The organism is Bradyrhizobium mercantei, assembly GCF_001982635.1.
GTDB classification, from domain to species: domain Bacteria; phylum Pseudomonadota; class Alphaproteobacteria; order Rhizobiales; family Xanthobacteraceae; genus Bradyrhizobium; species Bradyrhizobium mercantei.
Window position 1 is genome coordinate 174,938 of the sequence record NZ_MKFI01000002.1, and the last position, 18,538, is coordinate 193,475.

At 60.4% G+C, this 18,538-nt stretch carries 17 protein-coding genes and 1 tRNA gene; 6 read left to right on the forward strand and 12 right to left on the reverse strand.

The features are described 5' to 3' along the window. Positions 1 to 717 precede the first annotated feature (717 nt). Positions 718 to 1,971 (reverse strand): matrixin family metalloprotease, encoded by a 1,254-nt coding sequence (locus tag BI327_RS08460; RefSeq protein ID WP_076859586.1) that lies wholly within the window; start codon positions 1,969 to 1,971, stop codon positions 718 to 720. 225 nt (positions 1,972 to 2,196) lie between these two features. Here BI327_RS08460 and BI327_RS08465 point away from each other — a divergent pair, with 225 nt between their 5' ends. Then, entirely contained in the window at positions 2,197 to 2,634 is a 438-nt protein-coding gene (locus tag BI327_RS08465; protein ID WP_076859588.1) for an NUDIX domain-containing protein, read from the forward strand. Here BI327_RS08465 and BI327_RS08470 read toward each other — a convergent pair. Beyond that, a complete protein-coding gene (locus tag BI327_RS08470; RefSeq protein ID WP_083741984.1) occupies positions 2,627 to 3,067 on the reverse strand; it encodes an arsenate-mycothiol transferase ArsC in 441 nt (146 codons plus the stop codon). The genes BI327_RS08465 and BI327_RS08470 overlap by 8 nt on opposite strands. Positions 3,068 to 3,284: 217 nt before the next feature. Between BI327_RS08470 and BI327_RS08475 the strand changes: the two genes are divergently transcribed. Continuing rightward, positions 3,285 to 3,374 (forward strand) — tRNA-Ser (locus tag BI327_RS08475). 163 nt (positions 3,375 to 3,537) lie between these two features. Then, the gene (locus BI327_RS08480) at positions 3,538 to 3,810 is read left to right on the forward strand and encodes an Arm DNA-binding domain-containing protein (protein ID WP_245334749.1); all 273 of its coding nucleotides are present in this window, start codon (positions 3,538 to 3,540) and stop codon (positions 3,808 to 3,810) included. A 224-nt stretch (positions 3,811 to 4,034) separates the two neighbouring features. On the opposite strand, the gene BI327_RS08485 is transcribed toward BI327_RS08480, so the two are convergent. The 9 genes from BI327_RS08485 to BI327_RS08525 all read right to left on the reverse strand — a co-directional run bounded on the left by BI327_RS08485 (position 4,035) and on the right by BI327_RS08525 (position 14,858). Then, entirely contained in the window at positions 4,035 to 4,859 is an 825-nt protein-coding gene (locus BI327_RS08485) for an alpha/beta fold hydrolase (protein ID WP_076859590.1), read from the reverse strand. A 75-nt stretch (positions 4,860 to 4,934) separates the two neighbouring features. Further along, positions 4,935 to 5,864, reverse strand: coding sequence for a ring-cleaving dioxygenase (locus BI327_RS08490; RefSeq protein WP_076859592.1), 930 nt, complete (start codon positions 5,862 to 5,864; stop codon positions 4,935 to 4,937). A 1-nt stretch (position 5,865) separates the two neighbouring features. After that, positions 5,866 to 6,888, reverse strand: a complete 1,023-nt coding sequence (locus BI327_RS08495; RefSeq protein ID WP_076860681.1) for a 3-hydroxyacyl-CoA dehydrogenase NAD-binding domain-containing protein — start codon at positions 6,886 to 6,888, stop codon at positions 5,866 to 5,868. Positions 6,889 to 6,910: 22 nt separating this feature from the next. Beyond that, complete coding sequence (locus tag BI327_RS08500) at positions 6,911 to 7,828, reverse strand: 3-hydroxyacyl-CoA dehydrogenase (protein WP_076859594.1); 918 nt, start codon at positions 7,826 to 7,828, stop codon at positions 6,911 to 6,913. Continuing rightward, positions 7,825 to 9,090: a CaiB/BaiF CoA transferase family protein gene (locus tag BI327_RS08505; protein ID WP_076859596.1), complete on the reverse strand. Its 1,266-nt coding sequence runs from the start codon at positions 9,088 to 9,090 to the stop codon at positions 7,825 to 7,827. Before BI327_RS08505 ends, BI327_RS08500 begins: the two co-directional genes overlap by 4 nt. Before the next feature lie 45 nt (positions 9,091 to 9,135). Continuing rightward, positions 9,136 to 9,972: an enoyl-CoA hydratase-related protein gene (locus BI327_RS08510; protein WP_083741985.1), complete on the reverse strand. Its 837-nt coding sequence runs from the start codon at positions 9,970 to 9,972 to the stop codon at positions 9,136 to 9,138. 58 nt (positions 9,973 to 10,030) lie between these two features. Then, positions 10,031 to 11,251 (reverse strand): acyl-CoA dehydrogenase family protein, encoded by a 1,221-nt coding sequence (locus BI327_RS08515; RefSeq protein WP_076860683.1) that lies wholly within the window; start codon positions 11,249 to 11,251, stop codon positions 10,031 to 10,033. 523 nt (positions 11,252 to 11,774) lie between these two features. After that, positions 11,775 to 13,124: an NAD(P)/FAD-dependent oxidoreductase gene (locus BI327_RS08520; RefSeq protein WP_076860684.1), complete on the reverse strand. Its 1,350-nt coding sequence runs from the start codon at positions 13,122 to 13,124 to the stop codon at positions 11,775 to 11,777. 711 nt (positions 13,125 to 13,835) lie between these two features. After that, entirely contained in the window at positions 13,836 to 14,858 is a 1,023-nt protein-coding gene (locus BI327_RS08525; protein ID WP_245334751.1) for an AraC family transcriptional regulator, read from the reverse strand. 272 nt (positions 14,859 to 15,130) lie between these two features. Here BI327_RS08525 and BI327_RS08530 point away from each other — a divergent pair, with 272 nt between their 5' ends. Then, positions 15,131 to 16,147, forward strand: coding sequence for an AraC family transcriptional regulator (locus BI327_RS08530; RefSeq protein WP_245334752.1), 1,017 nt, complete (start codon positions 15,131 to 15,133; stop codon positions 16,145 to 16,147). A gap of 306 nt (positions 16,148 to 16,453) precedes the next feature. Here BI327_RS08530 and BI327_RS08535 read toward each other — a convergent pair whose 3' ends face one another. Further along, complete coding sequence (locus BI327_RS08535) at positions 16,454 to 16,702, reverse strand: patatin-like phospholipase family protein (RefSeq protein ID WP_283807770.1); 249 nt, start codon at positions 16,700 to 16,702, stop codon at positions 16,454 to 16,456. A gap of 389 nt (positions 16,703 to 17,091) precedes the next feature. Here BI327_RS08535 and BI327_RS08540 point away from each other — a divergent pair, with 389 nt between their 5' ends. Both BI327_RS08540 and BI327_RS08545 read left to right on the forward strand, forming a co-directional pair. Then, positions 17,092 to 17,340, forward strand: coding sequence for a hypothetical protein (locus tag BI327_RS08540; RefSeq protein ID WP_076859600.1), 249 nt, complete (start codon positions 17,092 to 17,094; stop codon positions 17,338 to 17,340). 413 nt (positions 17,341 to 17,753) lie between these two features. Further along, a complete protein-coding gene (locus BI327_RS08545) occupies positions 17,754 to 18,527 on the forward strand; it encodes an enoyl-CoA hydratase (protein ID WP_076859602.1) in 774 nt (257 codons plus the stop codon). Positions 18,528 to 18,538: the final 11 nt, after the last annotated feature.

Sequence of the window (18,538 nt, forward strand, 5' to 3'; positions counted from 1 at the left end):
ATCTGGCCGTCTAGTCCCCATCTGCCCCAAGTACCATTCTGCCGGACCCGCGCCTACTCCGAGACATCGGGATCGTTTTCGTCACTGTGCGGCCCACCTCCGCACCAGAGCTTGACGATATCGCAACCGGAACACGGCGGAAATGGGGAGAGCCTTAACCCTATGGCGCTTTGGTAAACCGCCTGTTGCGCCTCCTCAGTTGTTCTACGGAGCTTCGTCTCCGCAAAACGCCCTCGCCTGTCCCGGGATCAGACACACTGTTGCAGCAAATCATCAGTCGGGGGGCATCTTGGATTCCAACAATTGAATCTTTTTGACTGTGCAAGGCTGCAATCGTTTTCTCTCCCGCGTGGGGCGCAAAGGAAGTTTGCGATGATCGAGACGGTTACAGCGGTGATGGGCCTGGTGAGTGCGGCGATCTTCTTGGCGCATGCCGTGGAAGGCTATCGGTACCGGGCCTGACAGTCCGTTGAAAGGCGGAAAGACGCGTCACCTCTTTCCAGGAGTGAAGTTCGGAAAGCTTTAATCAATTCGGATGAGCATCGGGTCAAGGCAGGTGTATCATGCGTAATCACGATTTGGTCTCCGACGGGTTTCTAACCCTGACCGCAGCAAGCCTGGTGCTGCTGTGCTCGAGCCTGCTGGCGTTCGCTTTCGGCTGAACGTTGTTCGAGGCGCGCACATGGCCCGCCTCCCCTCAAGGCCGCCCACCAGCTCTCAGGTGAAGAAATGGCCGGCCGCACCTGCCGCATGAACGAGCGCAAGGCCGGTCGCATCCAAGAGATGCGTGCTTGTGATGTGGCTGCCGTCGAAGACCAGCTCGGTCTCTATTCCGGATGCGCTCTCGGTCAGAATAGCAGCCGCGCCGTTCTTCAGGTCGGTGACGTCGACAACCGGATCGTAGCTTCCCGATAGCAGGCTGCTTGCGACGAACTTGAAGTTATCGAAAAAGAGCAGATCAATCGCGCCCGTCGAAGACTGCGTCACGATGTCGGCGTGACCATCTCCGTTGACGTCGGCAACCCCTACGACTTTCCAGAACCCCTGGCTCGTCAGCGCACTCGATGTCAGCTTGCCCGCATCGTTGAAACCCAGGAAGTCAATCTGGCCGCTTGTCGCCGACTGGGTGACGAATTCGGCCTTGCTGGCTCCGCTGAACAAGCCGCCGCCCTTCACGTCCCAATAGGTCCCTGTCATCAGGAGCGAGCTTGAAAGCTGGCCTCCGCTGAAGTTGAGCAAGTCAATCTGGCCGTTGGACTGCGTAATAAGGCCCGGCTTCCCGTTCGACGCAAAGTCGATGTTGCCGACGACCTTCCAGAATGATTGCTGCGTCAGAAACGTACTCGTGAGATGTCCCGACGTGTCGTATTGCAGGAAATCCAGACGTCCATCGGCGAGTTGTCCAGCCGTCGAAACCGCGACGCCGGGAAGCACCCCGTAAAGAGCCCGCACACCGTCGATATCCGATTGCGTGAGGTCCGTGACCGCGGGATTGAGCACCGCATTCATGATCGCCGGACTGACGTTGTAATGATCCAGTCCCAGGCTATGTCCGATCTCGTGGAGCGCGACGACGTAGAACGAGACCCCGCCGTTGCTGACAAGCTGGCCATTGACGAGATGCCAGCCCTCATCCATGTCGAACGTGATATCGGCGGCAAGCTCCGTGCCGCCCGAATACGAGTTCTGTTCCTCGCCAACGACGTTGTTCAGGCCATCGATATGGCTCAGTCCAAGGCGAATCTGATTGCTGGCGGCGTCGGCGACTTCATGAAAGTCGATGTTGGCCACCGATTCCCATCTGTCGAAGGCCTCCCTGATCTCGGTCTGGAACATCCCGGTCAGGAAGCTGTCGAACTGAATGAATTGGCCGGTGAGGTTGGCGGTAGCGAAGCTCCAATCGATCTCGCCGGAGGGCGTGCCAAGCGCGCTGGAGCCCCATTTGAAGCCTTCGAGAACGTAGTCGACCATCTAATGCCCCTGGCTCAATGATGCCCCGTGGCGTGAGGCCAGGAGACGCACCCAATCAACCACTGTCCAATGCCTATTTCTACCAACGATTGCCGATTCTCGCCACGCGCTTCATATCTTGACACCAATTCCTGAACATTCCTGCTTGCGTCGCGGGCGAATGACGGCAAGGAGTCTGGAGCGCGGGACTACGCGGTTCCAAGCCGGACCGAGGATGAAGGATCAATGGTGGCGAACCCCGTGCGAGAAGGAACATCCGCGCTTCTCGTCAGCACCGACGGCCGCTTGCTCATGCAGCTGCGCGATGACCTTCCCCAGGTGTCGGACCCCGGGAAGATCAGCCTGTTCGGCGGCCGGCGAGAAGGAACAGAATCCTTCCTGGAGTGCGTCGTTCGCGAAATCCATGAGGAGATCGGCTACTATCTGCCGCCCGAGCGCTTTGAGCTGATCGGCCAGTATTCCGGAACGGATCATTTGACACCAAACGGCACCCTGCACGGCCAGGTGTTCCTCGCGCGTGACGTGCCGATCGATCAGCTGACGGTGACCGAAGGGCGTCTCGAGATCGTCGCCATGGACGACCTCGCGCGCATCGGCGGCAGGCTTGCGCGCCCGGCGGCGTACGCGCTGGAGATATTCCTGCAGCGCGAACCGATTATTTGAGCGACGAAACCAGCTCGCGGATGCGATCGTCCAGCATCGCCAGCGCGACGGACGGATGGGCGACGTCGATATCGTCCACGTGCCAATAGGTCACCCTGCCGGCAACCTCTGGGAACCGCCGCTCGATCAGCGGACGGTGCTCGGCCTCCTTGAGCGCGATCACGAGGTCGACGTCGTCGAAGTCGGCCAATGAACACGGCTGCGGATAGCGTGTTGCGCCTTCCGGAACGATCCCCCCTGCGCGGAGACGGTCGTCGGCGAAGGCCGACATCGGCCCGACATTGTCGGGCGAACCGCGTTCGGCCGCGCCTCTGGAGGATGCGCGCCATGCCAGGCGTTCGGCCGTTGCGAGGTGATTGAACAGCTCTTCTGCATATCGGCTTCGGTAGTAGTTGCCGGTGCAAAGGAACAGGACGCGCTTCATGGGCGCCATGATGGCCAACGTCGGCCCTCGCGGTCAACGGCGTTGCATGCATGCGCGAATGATTTGCGGCGTGGACGCGTCGGCCACCCGACAGCCAGGCCCGTCTCGTGAAACAAATCAGCCGCTTCCAGCGCGTGGACCGCGCAAATGACCGGCTGGCGCTGGCTTCGCCGCCAAGTTCGCGTTGCGTTCGACGCCGCCCTACGCTAAGGGCCTGATCCTATCCGGAAGGGTGGCCGAGTGGTTTAAGGCACCGGTCTTGAAAACCGGCGTGCCCGCAAGGGTACCGTGGGTTCGAATCCCACCCCTTCCGCCAGTACACTGTTCTCCGTTGTTCTCCACCGTTCGGAATCCCCAGTAAAATCAGCGCTTTCGTCGGCCGACTGTATTCCTCAGTTCGCCCGTCGTTCCTCACAATCAAGGCGCAAACCATGGCGTGGGACCGTAGGTTCGGAGGATGGTCTTGATCGGAGGAACACGTGGCTGGAAAACTTAGGCCGCTCGATGTCGAACGCGAAACGAAGCCCGGAAAGTATGCTGACGGCGACGGGCTCTACCTGATCGTAACTGGTCCCGCGGCGAAGAGCTGGTCCTATCGTTACTGGAAGGACGGCAAGGAGCGGTGGCACGGCCTAGGCTCCTTCAAGGAGGTCTCCCTCAAGAACGCGCGGCTCGCAACCATAAGCGCGGTCATGGTGCGTGAACTGAACGCACAAGGCCTTGGGGCTACCGAGATCGCTGGGTGGGAATAGGATCGGCATGGCCTATTGGGCCCTTGCGGAAGCATCATGGCCGGATTGGCGTCTCGTCTCACATCCCGATGCGGTGTTTCGAGTCGGAATGTGAGACAGCGAGACGGAAGTATTCGGTCTCCGCCCTTCGCCCGAACGGCCGCCAGAACCATTCGGGCACGGCGCGGCGATCCGGAATCCAGATCGCCGCGCCACCGCGACAATTGCAGAAGCACCGCCTCTGCTTAGCCCCGGAAGAACGCTAGGAGGTCGGCATTGATCGTAGCCGCCTCGGTCGTCGGCATGCCATGCGGGAAACCTTTGTAGGTCTTCAACACACCCTTCTTGAGCAACTTCGCCGACAGCGGACCGGAGTCCGCATATGGAACGATCTGATCGTCGTCGCCGTGCATGACCAGAACCGGAACGCTGATCTTCTTGAGGTCGTCGGTAAAGTCGGTCTGGGAGAACGCGACAATGCCGTCATAGTGCGCCTTGGCGCCGCCCGTCATGCCTTGCCGCCACCAGTTCTGGATCACAGCCTCGGATGTCTTGGCGCCCGGCCGGTTGTAGCCGTAGAACGGACCGGCCGCGAGATCTCGGTAGAATTGCGAACGATTGGTCGCGACCTGCACCTGGAAACCGTCGAATACTTCCTTCGGCAGCCCGCCAGGATTCCCTTCGGTCTTCACCATCAACGGCGGCACCGAAGCGACCAGCACGGCCTTCGCCGCCCTGCTCTCGCCGTGGCGAGCCAGGTAGCGGGCCACCTCGCCTCCTCCCGTTGAATGGCCGACATGGATCGCGTTCTTCAGGTCGAGGTGTGTCGTCAGCGCCGCAAGATCGTCGGCGTAGTGATCCATATCGTGACCGTCGGCCACTTGGGCAGACCGGCCATGGCCGCGTCGATCATGAGCGATGACGCGGAAGCCGTGATTGAGGAAGAACAGCATTTGCGCGTCCCAGTCGTCGGATGATAGTGGCCATCCGTGGCTGAACACGACCGGCTGTCCCTTGCCCCAGTCCTTGTAGAAAATTTCGACGCCGTCCTTTGTTGTTATGGTGGGCATAGCAGTATCTCCTTCATTTGGGCTCGAACTGAAGAGCTCGTTTGTCAATGTTGATCTTTGCCTGGTGCCTTGTGGTCAGGTCTTGAGAACGGGAAGAGCGCTCTCGATTTCTGCGCGGCGGCTCTCGAGGAAGCCGGGGAGCCTCAAGTCTCTCCCAAGCACATCTGTCGCTTCATCGACGGCGAACCCAGGCTTGTCGGTCGCGATCTCGAACAGGACGCCACCGGGTTCACGAAAGTAGATCGAGCGGAAATAGTTGCGGTCCTTCTGTTCCGTCGGGTGCCTTTTGTGTTCTGCTATAAGCTTCTCGACCATTTTCGCTTGCTCCGCGTCACTCGTTGCGCGGAAGGCGATGTGATGCACTGAGCCGCGGCCCTGATGCCCTCTCGTCACTCCCTTTCGTTCCTCGATGTCGACCACACACCCGTTCGTTTCACCTGATGCAGCGAACCGGATCAGTGCCCCATCGCGGCCGACCTCGCGGAAGCCAAGCACGTCAGTCAATATTGCCGCCGTCCTTTCCGCGCTATCGAGTACAAGCGTCGCACCATGAAGGCCACGGATCGCGTGCTCTACCGGGACATCTCCGTTGCTCCATGCAGGCCCGCTTTCTGCACCGGCAATCCCGACAAGCATCAGAGCTGTCCCGTCCGGATCAGAGAACGGAAGCACCGGCTCGCCAAACCGCGTCTCCATGGCTTGGCACGAGATTTCCCGTTCAGCGAAGCGCCGGGCCCAATAGTCCATTGAACGCATCGGCACGCGAAAGGCTGTCCGATGAACCTCGCCGCCGCCGCGCGAACCCGGTGCCGATCCCGGCCACAGAAAGAAAGTCAGGATGGTCCCAGGACTGCCGGCTGCATCACCGTAATAGAAGTGATAGGTCGAAGGATCGTCGAAATTGACCGTCTTTTTGACGAGACGCAGGCCGACATCGCGCGTGTAGAAATCCAGGTTTCTTGCGGGATCACCGGCGATCGCCGTGATGTGATGGATGCCCGACATTTCATGCCTCCCTGGCAGCCTGCGCGGGGGCGCTCTTCAACTTCCTGGGCAGATCAGCCGCGACTGTCGGTGAGGCCACAGTCTGGAGACGACTGGTGCGGAGCTCGAGGAGTCCGAGCAGAATCTCGTCCCTCTCGGCTTCGAGCTCTTCAATGGTGCGCGATCCGACTTCGGCATGAACGCCGTCGATCAGCTTCTTCTGCAGTTCCGGCGTGAGCACCGGCGAACCCAGCGCCTTCCACGAAGCCGACATCGGGCCCGCGAACTGATGAAAGAAGTGCTCGATACCACCCGGGCCGCCGCCGAGATGATTGAGCATCATATTTCCCATGATGCCCCAGCGGAGACCGGGCCCCCAGGAGAGCGCGTCGTCGACATCGGCAGCGCTGAGCACATCCTCGGCAATGAGGTAATAGACCTCGCGAGCCAAGGCGCCCTGCAACCGGTTGGCGACATGGCCCGGCATTTCCTTGTTGAGGCGTATCGCCTTCTTGCCGATGGACTTGTAGAAATCGATTGCACGCCGGATCGTCTCCTCCGACGTCTTGCCCCCGCCGACCACCTCGACAAGCGGAATCAAGTGCGGCGGATTGAAGGGATGACCGATGACGCAACGTTCCGGATGCAAGGCGACGCCCGACTGAATGTCGCTCATCTTGAGCCCGGACGAGCTCGATGCGATGATGACATCGGGGGGCAGCAGTTCGTCGAGTTGCCTGTAAAGCCCCTGCTTGAAATCCAGGCGCTCCGGCCCGTTCTCCTGAACGAGGTCGGCACCCGCCAACGCTTCCGCGAGATCGTGCGTAAACTTCAGGTTCGATTGCGACGCCCCCGGCGAGAGGCCCAATCGTTCGAGCGCCGGCCAGGCCTCCTTCACGAAGTTCCGCAGCGCGGTTTCCGCGTTGGGCGCGATGTCCGTCGCCACGACTTGCATCCCCTTGGCGAGATACTGGGCGGCCCAGCTCGCACCGATGACGCCGGTGCCGACGATTGCGATACGGCGAATGGTCTTGGTGTTCGACATGATCAATGCTCCTACAGTCAGTTCAGATGTCAGCGTATGCGATGCCGGTAAGATTGCCTTGGGCCGCGAGGATCGTGCGCTCCTCCGACCCATCGAGGCGAGCGGAGTAGAGCGATCCCGCGAAATCGGTCACGAACATCCGATCGCGCCATAGATCGAGCGCAATGCCGATTCCTTCCATCAGATGCTTGACGACGATCTCGGGCGCCTGGATTTCTGTGTCGATCCGCACCCGATTGACGGTGTTGCCGCGCGGTGGATCACCACGGTCGGTCCAATAGAGAGTACGCCTGCCAAGGTCCAGCTCGAGGTCGATCGGCTCCGGCAGATGATCGAGTAGCAGCTCGACGTCCGATCGGTTCACGGCGGTCTCGCCCCTGGGGATTTCAATTCCCGCACGGAAAAGCCGACCCTTGTTTCCCTTGGTCGGGCCCTTTTGGGTCCAGTAGATTTGCTGGCGCACCGGGTCGATCGTAACCCCGACGCACCACCGGGTCTGATCGCGCCGCTCGACGTCGCCGCGGCCTGCTTCAACGAGGGTCTCGATCTGAGAGCCGTCGAGATTGGCGCGCATCACGCGCATCCCCTCCCGATCGCCCCAATAGAGCTTGCCGTTTGGCTTATCGAGATGCAGTTGTTTCGGCGTAAACGTGCCGCCGGGAGGAACGATGAACATGCGGTTCTTGCCGTCAAGATCAGCGCGTTCAATCGAGCCGTCGTTCTGAGCGGGAACGCCCATATTGGTCCAGTAGACGTGACCCGCAGCGCTGTCGACGGCGACCCCGTCGGGATAACGACAGTCGGTCGCGATCACCGTGCGATTCGATCCGTCCGACTCCATTGAGAGAACGCGCCCTCCACTCAAGTCGAGGAGAAACAGCTTGCCGGAGCGCCCAGCAGTCGATGACGATTTTGCCTTTGCGGCGTCGAGCACGCTCATTGCTTGCTCCTTTCCGGGATTTGGCGCTGCACCTGCGCGGCCGTAGGACTGCCTGGTGCCGCAATGGCACCACTCTCGCGCAGGCTCTCGATGCTCCTGGCGTCGAACCCCAGCACGCCAAGTACCTCATCGGTGTGCTCGCCCAAGCCGGGCGCGCGCCGGGCCGGAACCTTCGCGATACCATGCATCTGGATCGGGCTGCTGATGGTCGAGGTCAACTTGCCGCCCGCACCTTCGAGCGGGACGATGATCTCGTTCGCGGTCAGTTGCGGATCGTTGATGACCTCCTGGGGGCCGCGCACTTCTCCGAAAGTGACGTTCACATCGGCAAAGACCGAATGCCAGTGTGCCATCGGCTGGGCGCCGAAGGCCTCGTCGAAGATCGCCGTGAGCTGCGGCATGTTCGCGAGCACCTGCGTGGGATCAGAGAATCGAGGATCAGTCAGCAGGTCCGAGCGGCCCATGGCATTGGCGACTGCCGCAAACCTGTCCGGCGGGATGACAAGGACGAACCAGGTTCCGTCGGCGGCGCGATAGACGTTCATCGCCGCACTGGCGGGATGTTTGCGGTCGTGCATTGGAGGAAATTTCGCGCCGGCAAGCGCTGCCTGAACGGAAACGCTTGCGGACCATACGCCTTCGGCCAGGAGCGAGGTCGTGACATAGGCGCCCTTGCCGGTGCGCTCGCGCCGGTAGAGCGCGGTCACGATCGCCGAATAGAGGCCTACGGCGGTCGCATTGTCTCCGCTGCCGCTCACCGGCCAGGTCGGTGGCGCGCCGGCATCCCGCGTCAGCGACAGCAGACCGCTGCGTGCCCAGAACGAGGTCAGGTCGAAGCCGGGCAGGTTCGCATCCGGCCCGTTCTCGCCAAAGCCGGTCAGGTCGGCGTAGATCAGCCGCGGGTTCCATCCTGCGACGTCTTCATATTCGAGCTTCAGCTTCTTGCGCGCATGATGCGGCGTGTTGACGATGAACACGTCGGCCCAGTTGGCGAGCTCGAACAGGACCTGCTGCGCGCCCGGTGACTTCAGGTCGAGAGCGATGCTGCGCTTGTTGCGGTTGGCGAGGTGCCATTGATAGGGGTCCTCGGCATGCGGCTGGATCGGCGTCGTGTGCCCGTGCCGCCATGGGTCGCCGTGCGGCGGCTCTACCTTGATGACGTCGGCGCCGAAATCGGACAGGATCACGGCGGCGCCTGGCCCCGCGATGAAGCTCGACAGATCGACGACCTTCAGTCCTGAGAAGATGTTTTCATTTGCCATTTGATGGCTCCTTGGTTGACGTGTGGCGTTCGCCCTTCGCAGGCATTAGTGACCGTGAAATTGCGCCGGGCGCTTCTGGAGGAATGCCGATGTACCTTCCTTCTTGTCCTCCGTTCCGGCGCACAGCCCGAAGTAGGAGGCTTCGAGAACGAGACCTTCGCTCTGGCTGATCTCCATTCCCTTGTTGACCGCGTCGAGTGCATATCTGACGGCGAGCGGCGCGTTGGCGACGATCTCCTTCAAGATCGCTTCTGCACGCGGAATGAGGTTGCCCGCAGGGACGATCTCGTTGACGAGCCCGATACGGTAGGCCTCTTGAGCGCTGATGATTGCGCCCGACAGAATGAGCTGGAGCGCGCGGCCCTTGCCGACCAACCGTGGCAGGCGCTGTGTACCACCACCGCCCGGAATCAATCCGAGCTTCACTTCTGGTTGGCCAAACTTCGCGCGTTCCACCGCGATGCGAATGGTGCAGGCCATCGCCGTCTCGCAGCCGCCACCCAAGGCAAAGCCATTGATTGCGGCAACCACCGGCTTGCCGAGATTCTCGATGAGATCGAGCACGCCTTGACCGTGCCGGCTCGACCGCTCGGCATCGATTGCGGTCGCCTGCGCGAGGTCGCCGATATCCGCGCCGGCGATGAAGGCCCTGTCGCCCGCTCCCGTCAGAATGACGCCGCGCACATCCGGGTCGTCTTGGGCACGCGCGAAAACGATGCGCAGTTCTTGCCAGGTCGCCCCGTTCAGGGCGTTCAGCACCTTGGGACGGTTGATGGTTACATAGGCAAGGCCGTTCTTCTTCTCGTAGAGGACGTTCGCAAGCGCCTGTGCCGGCGTCGACGCGACTGATTGCGAGGGAACTATTGCTACTGGTGCTGACATCGTGACTGCTCCTGTCTGATGGATGGGCCGGCAGGACGATGCGGGCCCATTGGTGACGTCACACGAAGGCGCTGAAGCCGGTGGCCGCCTTGGCGACGATCAGGTTCTGCATCTGGAACGTGCCTTCGTAGGAATACAGAGCCTCAGCGTCGGAGAAGAAGCGCCCGACATTGTTGTCGACGACGATGCCGTTTGCGCCGCACACCTCGCGTGCCCAAGCCACCGTCTCGCGCATTCGAGCGGTCGTGAACGCTTTCGCGAGCGAGGCATGCTGATCGAGCAGCTTGCCCGATTCCTCGATCTCCGCGAGCCGCAACATCGTCGACTGGCAGGCGGTGACGTTGCCCAGCATCCTGGCGATCAGATCCTGGACCATCTGGAATGAAGCGATCGGTTTGCCGAACTGCAGGCGCTGCTGCGTGTATTTGAGTGCGGCTTCATAGGCGCCCATCTGCAATCCGGTCGCCATCCAGCCGACTCCGGACCGTGTCAAGCGCAGCACGTGCGCGGTGTCGCGGAACGAATTGGCGTGCTGCAGGCGATTCGCTTCCGGAACGCGGCAGTCCGTCATCGTAATCAGGCCGTTCTGAACCACCTTGAGGGCCATTTTGTTCTGGATCTTCTCGACGCTGAAGCCGGGCGTCGCCTTGTTCTCGACGATGAAGCCCTTGACCTGGTTGTCGTCGACGTCGCGTGCCCAGATGATCGACACGTCGCACCAGGGCGCGTTGCCGATCCATTTCTTCTGGCCATTGAGGATCCAGGTGTCGCCTTCGCGCTTTGCGGTAGTGGTGAGACCGCCTCCGGTTCCCGAGCCGACCAGCGGTTCAGTAAGGCCGAAGCAGCCGATCTTCTCCAGGCGCGCCATCGGCGGAAGCCACTTCTGCTTCTGCTCTTCGGAGCCCAGCACGGCGATCGTGCCCATCGCTAGCCCGATATGGACGCCAAAGAAGGTCGCGAACGACGCGTCGACCTTGGTCATCTCCATGATCAGCATGCCATGGAGCTTGTCGCTGGCGCGCTTGTAACCGTAACCGTCGACGCCGAGGCCGCCGATGTTGAGTTCCTTCAACGCAGGCAGCACTTCGAACGGGAAGGCATCTTCAACCCAATATTTGTTGATGATGGGCGCGACCTTCGCCTCCATAAACTCGCGCACCTTCTTGAGAATGGCCTGTTCATCGGTACTTAAAGTGCCGGTAATCTGATAGAAGTCGCTGTTCGGCGCCGGAAGCGGTTTGTGGGCAGCGGACGGCTTGAGCGCTGTTACGGTCGTCATGTAGATCTCCATTGCGTTTGGCTTGCCTTTGCCGGGTGTCGATCCATCCCGGCGTCCCCCGCGTTATGCGGGCTTTCGTCGAACATGGCTTTGCACTGATTGCGGATGTTTTTTCATTGGTGGCTCTCTAGGTGCGAGCCGTCACCCGAGTTCGCCTTCTGCGCTACGACGAACGTAGTGGTGTCGTCAGCGGCGCGAACACCTTCAGTTGTCAGCCGAGCACGCCCACGGGGTGCAAAAGCCTCGAACGAATCTATCGGGGGGAGCGGGTGAAAGGTGAGCCGGGCTGAATCAGTCCGTCATAAAGCCGCAATTCGGCGGGCCATTCCCCGGTGGCCAAGCACGACATTCTCCGCAGCAACGTGCCGGGCCGTTGGCAGTTTGCGGATATTTAGTGGCTGTGACGTGGAGGTTGAGCTCGCCAACGATCGCCTGTCATTCGAGGCCGAAGTTTCCACCTTGTGGGCTTGACCCGATCGTGCCCCCATGACATTGGCCAGGCGGGCCCTAGCTTTTCGCTCGCCTAGCGCGCAGGTGATTTTGTCTCGGCCGGTCGGCCTTGCTGTGGCTTCGAACGCTTTGCCCGCAGCGCGGTAGCGCTCGCCTCACGACTCCTCGCTGGCTGTTCCGGGATCAACTCCGAGCTGCGCTGTCCGGTGAAATAGGACCACAACCACTGGCGCTGCACGCGTAGTCGGTTCTGCAGTTGGGGAAGCGCCATCAAGTGCACAGTGGCCCAAACGAGCCAGGTGAAAAATCCAGCTACGCGAACGTGTCTCGTCTCCAGGATGGCAAAGTTTTTGCCAACAACAGCCATACTACCCCTGTCGGCGTAGCGGAACGGGCCTTTCGGCGCTCGTCCTTTCATGTAACGCGCAATGGCGCTTGCGACGTAGCGACCTTCCTGGATCGCCGCCTGCGCCACGCCGGGTACCGGTCGCCCATCGCTCACCGTCATGGATGCATCGCCAATGACGAACACCCCGGAAGCTTGCTTGACATTCAGATATGGATCGACGACCACCCTACCCGCACGATCAGATTCCGCGCCGAGCAACTTGAGGAGCGGTGGTGCCGCCACTCCCGCGGTCCACAGGACTGTCGCCGCCGGGATTCTATTGCTGTTCGCTACGACGCCGGTCGCGTCGACGATCTCAACTCGCACTCCAGTCAAGATCCTGACACCGAGCTTCTCCAGCCGCTTCGCTGCCTTCGCCGCCAGACGATCGGAAAACGTCGGAAGAATACGCTTACCGCTCTCGATCAGGATGATCGAACTGTCCGCGGGATCAATATGTCGATACTGTCCGCGCAACGTCGTGGTAGCGAGTTGCGCGATCGACGCTGCAAGTTCAACGCCGGTCGGCCCGCCACCGACCAGTACGAACGTCATCTGCCGCGCGCGCACGGCTTCATCATTGGTTGTCTCAGCCAATTCGTAGGCACCAAGAATTTTCGCTCGAATATCCTCGGCGTCGCCGAGCGTCTTGAGGCTGGGCGCATATTTGGCAAATTCGTCGTGACCGAAATAGCTCGGCTGCACCCCGGTTGCGATGACCAGATAATCGAACGGAATTTTGAGCATCCCGGCCTTCGGAGATACGGCCTCGATCGTTCGTGACTCCAGGTCCACACCGGTTACATCGGCGAGCAATACGCTGACGTTCTTCTGTTCGCGTGCCAACTGACGAATCGGCGCAGCAATCTCAGAAGGAGCAAGCACGGCCGTCGCGACCTGGTAGAGCAACGGCTGAAAGATATGGTGGTTGCGCCGGTCGATGATTGTGACGTCCGCATCCACCCGCTTCAATCCACGTGCGGCGGCGATGCCTGCAAATCCACCGCCGACGATTACGATCTGCTTACGCAGCATACGCGTCGCGCGCACTGGTGACGGGACATTAACGTGCCGCATCGGCGCGCCATTCAGAATGCTTCGAGAGTCTGACCGCAGGATTTTAGGCATTGATTGCTTCCGCTGATGGAATACCTTCGAATAGAGATCGTCCCCGGCGCTTGGTACGGTCAACGGGCGATCAATCGTCTTTGAGTGCACGAGCAGTACGATGCGTGGTGGCCCGCGGCTTCTCGTGGGTTGCCAAAGCGTTTTCGCGTGTTGCTCTTCGCGGAAGTCGCACAGATGTTGCCATTGCTACGGATGCAGCAAATCGTTCGCCAGCTCGACCAGGATGAGACTAGGGCCGCTCGATGCTCGTCTCGTGACGCCCCTCCAATGTGAATCGGAGCGTTGAACGCGTTGTATCGAACACCACGAGGTCGGGCCATTTGCGGTCGGAGCGTATGCGAAGGCTGCCCCTCTCATGCACGAGCTTTTCGGAACGGTGGGGCACAACAGGGGCCGGGAGAAACCAGTCAGCAGCAAATAGTGCCGCGAGAAGGACGCTTCCAACCCAAACGAAGTATTGGCGTAGAGGCATGCCGCAAAGTCATTGATGCTCGTGAAACCATGAGAGGTGCGAAGTCCCCCCGATCTGAGCGACTCCATCGCCACTCATGGAGTCGAAGATAGTAGGACAGCCGCTCGCGGGCTTTTCATTGCGTGCCGTAGCTTTTTCATTTGTTGTTAGGGACCGACCGACACGTTAGGTGCCGGATCTCGGGCCAAGGTCGGCGTCGGTCGGCTGATCCCGACTGGGGAAAAGTCTGATCGCTGCGATCTGGCCATTTGCCTATATCGGCCAGGGGACTGACCTGTCGCTTGGGTAAAAGCTCGCGTAAAATTGGCTTGGCTGGAAAAGCTGAGTCCCAGCGCAATATCCAGTAGCGACCGTTCCCCTTGCAGCAACAGAGCTTTCGCTCGTTCGAGGCGCCTGCCGCTGACATAGCGATAGGGAGATTGTCCAACGGCTCGCTTGAAGGCGCGCGCAAAGTGGTAACGGCTCAGGCATGCGATTGATGCCATGCGATCGAAGGTGATATCTCCTTCCAGGTTTGATTCGATATAGTCCAGCACGCGAAGGAGCCTACGTCGATCGAGACCGGATCCAGAGGGAGGGATGAGTGATTGAGGCGCGCGGATGTGCTTTTGAACCAACCTCACCACCATGCTGTTGGTCAGGGAGTCGACCATGAGCCTGCCGGCAGATGTTTCGGATTTCAGTTCGGTCGCGATCGCGCGAGCCATCTCGCCAACAAGTGGATCTTCGAAGGATGTGTCGTATGCAAGCTGCTCGCCAAGCGATGACGCTTCGATATCGATACCTAGCTTGCTTGGTGAGAACTGGCTCGGCGAGAGATAAAGATGCAGTATGCCCGGCAGGTCGTCGGCGATATCGATCGAACCTTCACGCCAGCGCGGGGGAGTGAGCCAAACAGTTCCGTGGGTAGTGATAATCCGCTGTTCGATACTCGCGCCCTGCCGCGTGATGCGCGATTCCCCGCCGTGCACGTCCACGCAGATATGCGTATCGGATAGCGGCCCCTTCCAGGGGATCACGCCTTTGCCATGGCTCCGCAGTTCGGCTGTAAGGCCCGACCAGCCTCGATGCGCGGAGGATAGCAGCAGCTTCGAGGGACCGTTTTTCTCCCAGAAGTCGCCGCAGTAAGATGGCGGCTCATTTTGGCTCATGGCGAGGGTCGCAGCCATCTCTTTCCCCTACCGCCACAGAGAAGAACTGGACGTGCTGACGACAGCCGCCCGATCACCCGATCGCGCTCCCGGTACCCCCCAAAGTGCTGATCAATCAAGGCGATGGCGTTGTCCTGCGGGTTGGGCATTTCAAGCTCGGGCATGATAGTGTCTCCTTGATCTCCTGCGGTGAATCGAGTTCGCTAGGAACTGAGGCTTCCGCAGGTAAGGACGGCGCCGCCCTGAACAATGATCCGGGGAGGCCAAATGACTGGCTCGGGAACGCCAACGTGTTGAAGAAGGGCACGACCTCGTCCAATTGGGTGCGCGGCATTGCCGACACGCTTTCCGCGCAGGGGCTGGATGCGGCAGCGTTGTTCGCGCAGGCCGGACTTCGAATCGAAAATCTGGATCAAGTCGATTTTTGCTGGCCGAGCGAACGGATCAGCAAGCTATGGACGATCGCCGCCGAACGCGCGGGAAATCCGGATATCGGACTGTTCGATCCTGACAGGCCGCGACCCGACAACTACGGCGTCGTCAGCTATGCCATGATGTCGAGTCCCGACCTGGAGACCAGCCTGGCACGGATGATCCGCTACCACCGTCTTGTCAGCGATGCCGCGACGCTTTCGTTGGAGCCGGGAACGGGCGGCAAGTGGGCGCGCGTAGAAATACTTGGCGGCGAGTATCCGATTCCCCGCCAGCGCTACGATTACGTGATGCAGACCCTTCTCGCTTTCTGCCGCTGGATGCTCGGTCGTCCCCTGCGACCCTTGGCTGCCACCTTCACGCACCAGGTACCGAGCTCGCTTGTTGCGTATAACGAAGCGTTTGGCGCCCCGTTGCGATTCGACGCGCCCTTCAATGGTTTGCTTATCTCCAACGAGGATCTTGCGAGCAAGCTTCTGACCGCCTCCCCTGAACTTGCCGTCTTGCACGACCGCATGGCCGGACAAGCGCTGCGCGCGCTGGAATCGGCCGGCGTCAGCTATCGGGCACGCCAGGCGGTCGCACGCCATTTGCCGAACGGCGCACCAATGCGCGCGACCATCGCCGCAGAGCTGAAGATGAGCGATCACACCTTCCAGCGTCGGCTCACGACCGAAGGCACGTCGTTCACCAAGCTGATCGACGAAACGCGCCGCGAGCTCGTGCAGCACCATCTCGCCGATACGCAGCTGAGCTCTTCCGAGATCGCTTACCTGCTCGGTTATGCCGACCAGAGCACGTTCTTTCGGGCGACTCTTCGTTGGTTCGGCGAGTCGCCCGGCGAATACCGCGCGCGGGTAGCAGCGGGCCCTTAAGGGAGATAGCTCAGGCCGCGATTTTCAAGACTTGCCGTCGTGCGCGGACATCCCCTTCTCTACACGTTGTTGATATTATTGCGACTCGCGATAGTTAGCTGAAAAGCTACGGTCGAAATCCACGGTATCAGCACCACCGATGTGTCCGGCAGCCTAGATTGAGGTTTATTCTCTGTTTCAGTTGGCGTACGCGGCGAAACTGGAGCTGACGGATCGCGTCTGCAGTCGCGGAAAAGTTCTTCACGCGGAAGACGTACGTCAGCCCGTTCAAATACGTGCGTATTGCTTGCTGCAGTCATTCAGCGGTCAGATCATATCGGGCTCAGCCAGGACCTGCCCCGGATGGTCCAACCCTGTAGGAATGATGGCAGAGTTGATGGCCCCGATCGATACGCCCGCAACCCAGTCCGGATCAATTTTGGCTTCATCAAGGGCCTCATAGAGTCCGGCCTGATAGGCCCCGAGGGCCCCTCCACCCTGCAGGACCAGCGCGACACATTCGAATGGCAAACGCTGGTTGGCGTTTCCAAAATACAATTGGCCTTGAACGTCCATGGCGCGTGCTTTCTCATATCTCTGAGGTACGCATCGAAGGTAGAGAGGCTGGCGCCCCGAGGCTTTGAACGACATGCCGTCGCTTTGTCATCTGTTGCTGATCTTGAAGGTGCGTAACGGGGCACACCTCGCATAGTCCGCCGTAGCACCCACGCTTTCGGCTCTGGTCTACCGCACATTCCGGATGACCAACGGTTGGACCGATGGCGCATCCGCTGCTCCTGCACATCGGCCGCTGGCAAATATATCCCAGGCTCACGTGGTAACGCCGTCGACAGCAACCAATGAGAAGCAAAAAGCAAACCAGGCAAAGCGGCAGCGACCAAAAAAAGCGCATGTTGCGAGCACCGCCGAACCTCGACGGCTTGTGTCCTCAATGGAGAAAACCGATGACAAACCTGAAGCTATTTTCGACTGGATTGATTGCGCTTGCGATGCTGGCGACGCCGGCCATGGCACGCGAAGGACACCATACCTACCGGCGGCATGCGGTCGAGACCGGAGTTTCTGCGCCGCAGGCGCCCGTCGTGGCTGACGACCACGCATGCATTCCGGCGCCGCGCGTAGGCGCATTTGCAACGGCGCCGTGGATCGGCGACAACGTTCCCTGCGAACCATACTCGGGTACTTTGTACTGATCGCAGTTGCCGCTTGCCTACCGAACTGCCCGATCAGCAACCTGAGGCATGTTCTGCGCAAGTGCCCAAGAGAGAGCGAACGAAATGGGTTCGCTCTCTCTTTCTCGACGATCGTGGGTTAGCCGCACTTGACCGCACAAGTTCAGCGGCGAGCGATTCTTCCAGAATATCAGGATGACGATCTTCTCGAACATTCCTGAACGCTACTCCGTTGGCAGAACGGCTGCGAATGCATCATGCGGCGCGCTGGTATAGCTCCCGGATTGCCAGCAACAAATGACAAAACGAAAGCACGCCAAGCAAAGCCCGCGAGACGTCTTTCCTCTACCTTCAATTTCCTGAAGCGCAAATGAGACCTGCTTGGCACAGTCGTCGAAATATGCCGGGCCGCACGGCCATCTGGAGGAATTTCTATGAGCGAGCATATAGGGAATGAGACGATCGATGGCGTCATGACGCTAACCTTGCAGCGTCCGGAGAAGAAGAATGCGCTTAGCGGAACGATGTACGACGCCTTATCGAACGCGCTCCGGCAAGCTGAACGTGATGCTTCTGTCCGCACGGTCTTGTTCAGGAGCGAAGGTGACAGCTTTACCGCCGGAAATGATCTGGCTGACTTCGCACGCCAGGCATCGAGCCAGGATGCCGGCGATAGTCCCGCTCATCGCTTCATCAGGACCATAAGCAATGCGAGCAAGCCCTTGGTGGCTGCTGTGCAGGGCAACGCTGTCGGCATCGGTACGACCATGCTCTTGCACTGCGATCTGGTCTATCTCGCCGAGGACGCGCGGCTCATGACACCTTTTGTTAATCTCGCGCTGGTCCCGGAAGCAGCTTCAAGTTGGCTGTTACCGCTGCGAATTGGGCATGCGCGCGCCTATGCCATGTTTGCGTTGGGCGAGCCGATGGGAGCGGCCGAAGCACTTGCGTGTGGGCTCGCCAATGCCGTGGTGCCACGGAGCGAACTTCGCGAAAAGTCCCAGGGTGCGGCGGTCGCGCTCGCGAAACGGCCGCCGGGCTCGCTTGCAATGACCAAGAGTTTGATGCGCGATCCCAACCGGGTCGCGGCGCAAATCGCGGAGGAAGGGCGACGCTTCAAGGAATGCCTGAGGACAGCGGAGGCACGCGAAGCGTTCACCGCTTTCGCCGAGCGCCGGCCACCCAATTTCGCCGTGGTGCCGGGATGAAGCTGTCGACT

Coding starts and splice junctions, on each gene's coding strand:
- BI327_RS08505 (WP_076859596.1), bottom strand. CDS start 9,090: ATGGCAAATGAAAACATCTTCTCAGGACTGAAGGTCGTCGATCTGTCG.
- BI327_RS08510 (WP_083741985.1), bottom strand. CDS start 9,972: ATGTCAGCACCAGTAGCAATAGTTCCCTCGCAATCAGTCGCGTCGACG.
- BI327_RS08470 (WP_083741984.1), bottom strand. CDS start 3,067: ATGGCGCCCATGAAGCGCGTCCTGTTCCTTTGCACCGGCAACTACTAC.
- BI327_RS08515 (WP_076860683.1), bottom strand. CDS start 11,251: ATGACGACCGTAACAGCGCTCAAGCCGTCCGCTGCCCACAAACCGCTT.
- BI327_RS08500 (WP_076859594.1), bottom strand. CDS start 7,828: ATGAGCGTGCTCGACGCCGCAAAGGCAAAATCGTCATCGACTGCTGGG.
- BI327_RS08520 (WP_076860684.1), bottom strand. CDS start 13,124: ATGCTGCGTAAGCAGATCGTAATCGTCGGCGGTGGATTTGCAGGCATC.
- BI327_RS08490 (WP_076859592.1), bottom strand. CDS start 5,864: ATGTCGGGCATCCATCACATCACGGCGATCGCCGGTGATCCCGCAAGA.
- BI327_RS08545 (WP_076859602.1), top strand. CDS start 17,754: ATGAGCGAGCATATAGGGAATGAGACGATCGATGGCGTCATGACGCTA.
- BI327_RS08485 (WP_076859590.1), bottom strand. CDS start 4,859: ATGCCCACCATAACAACAAAGGACGGCGTCGAAATTTTCTACAAGGAC.
- BI327_RS08525 (WP_245334751.1), bottom strand. CDS start 14,858: ATGGCTGCGACCCTCGCCATGAGCCAAAATGAGCCGCCATCTTACTGC.
- BI327_RS08535 (WP_283807770.1), bottom strand. CDS start 16,702: ATGGACGTTCAAGGCCAATTGTATTTTGGAAACGCCAACCAGCGTTTG.
- BI327_RS08540 (WP_076859600.1), top strand. CDS start 17,092: ATGACAAACCTGAAGCTATTTTCGACTGGATTGATTGCGCTTGCGATG.
- BI327_RS08495 (WP_076860681.1), bottom strand. CDS start 6,888: ATGTCGAACACCAAGACCATTCGCCGTATCGCAATCGTCGGCACCGGC.
- BI327_RS08460 (WP_076859586.1), bottom strand. CDS start 1,971: ATGGTCGACTACGTTCTCGAAGGCTTCAAATGGGGCTCCAGCGCGCTT.
- BI327_RS08465 (WP_076859588.1), top strand. CDS start 2,197: ATGGTGGCGAACCCCGTGCGAGAAGGAACATCCGCGCTTCTCGTCAGC.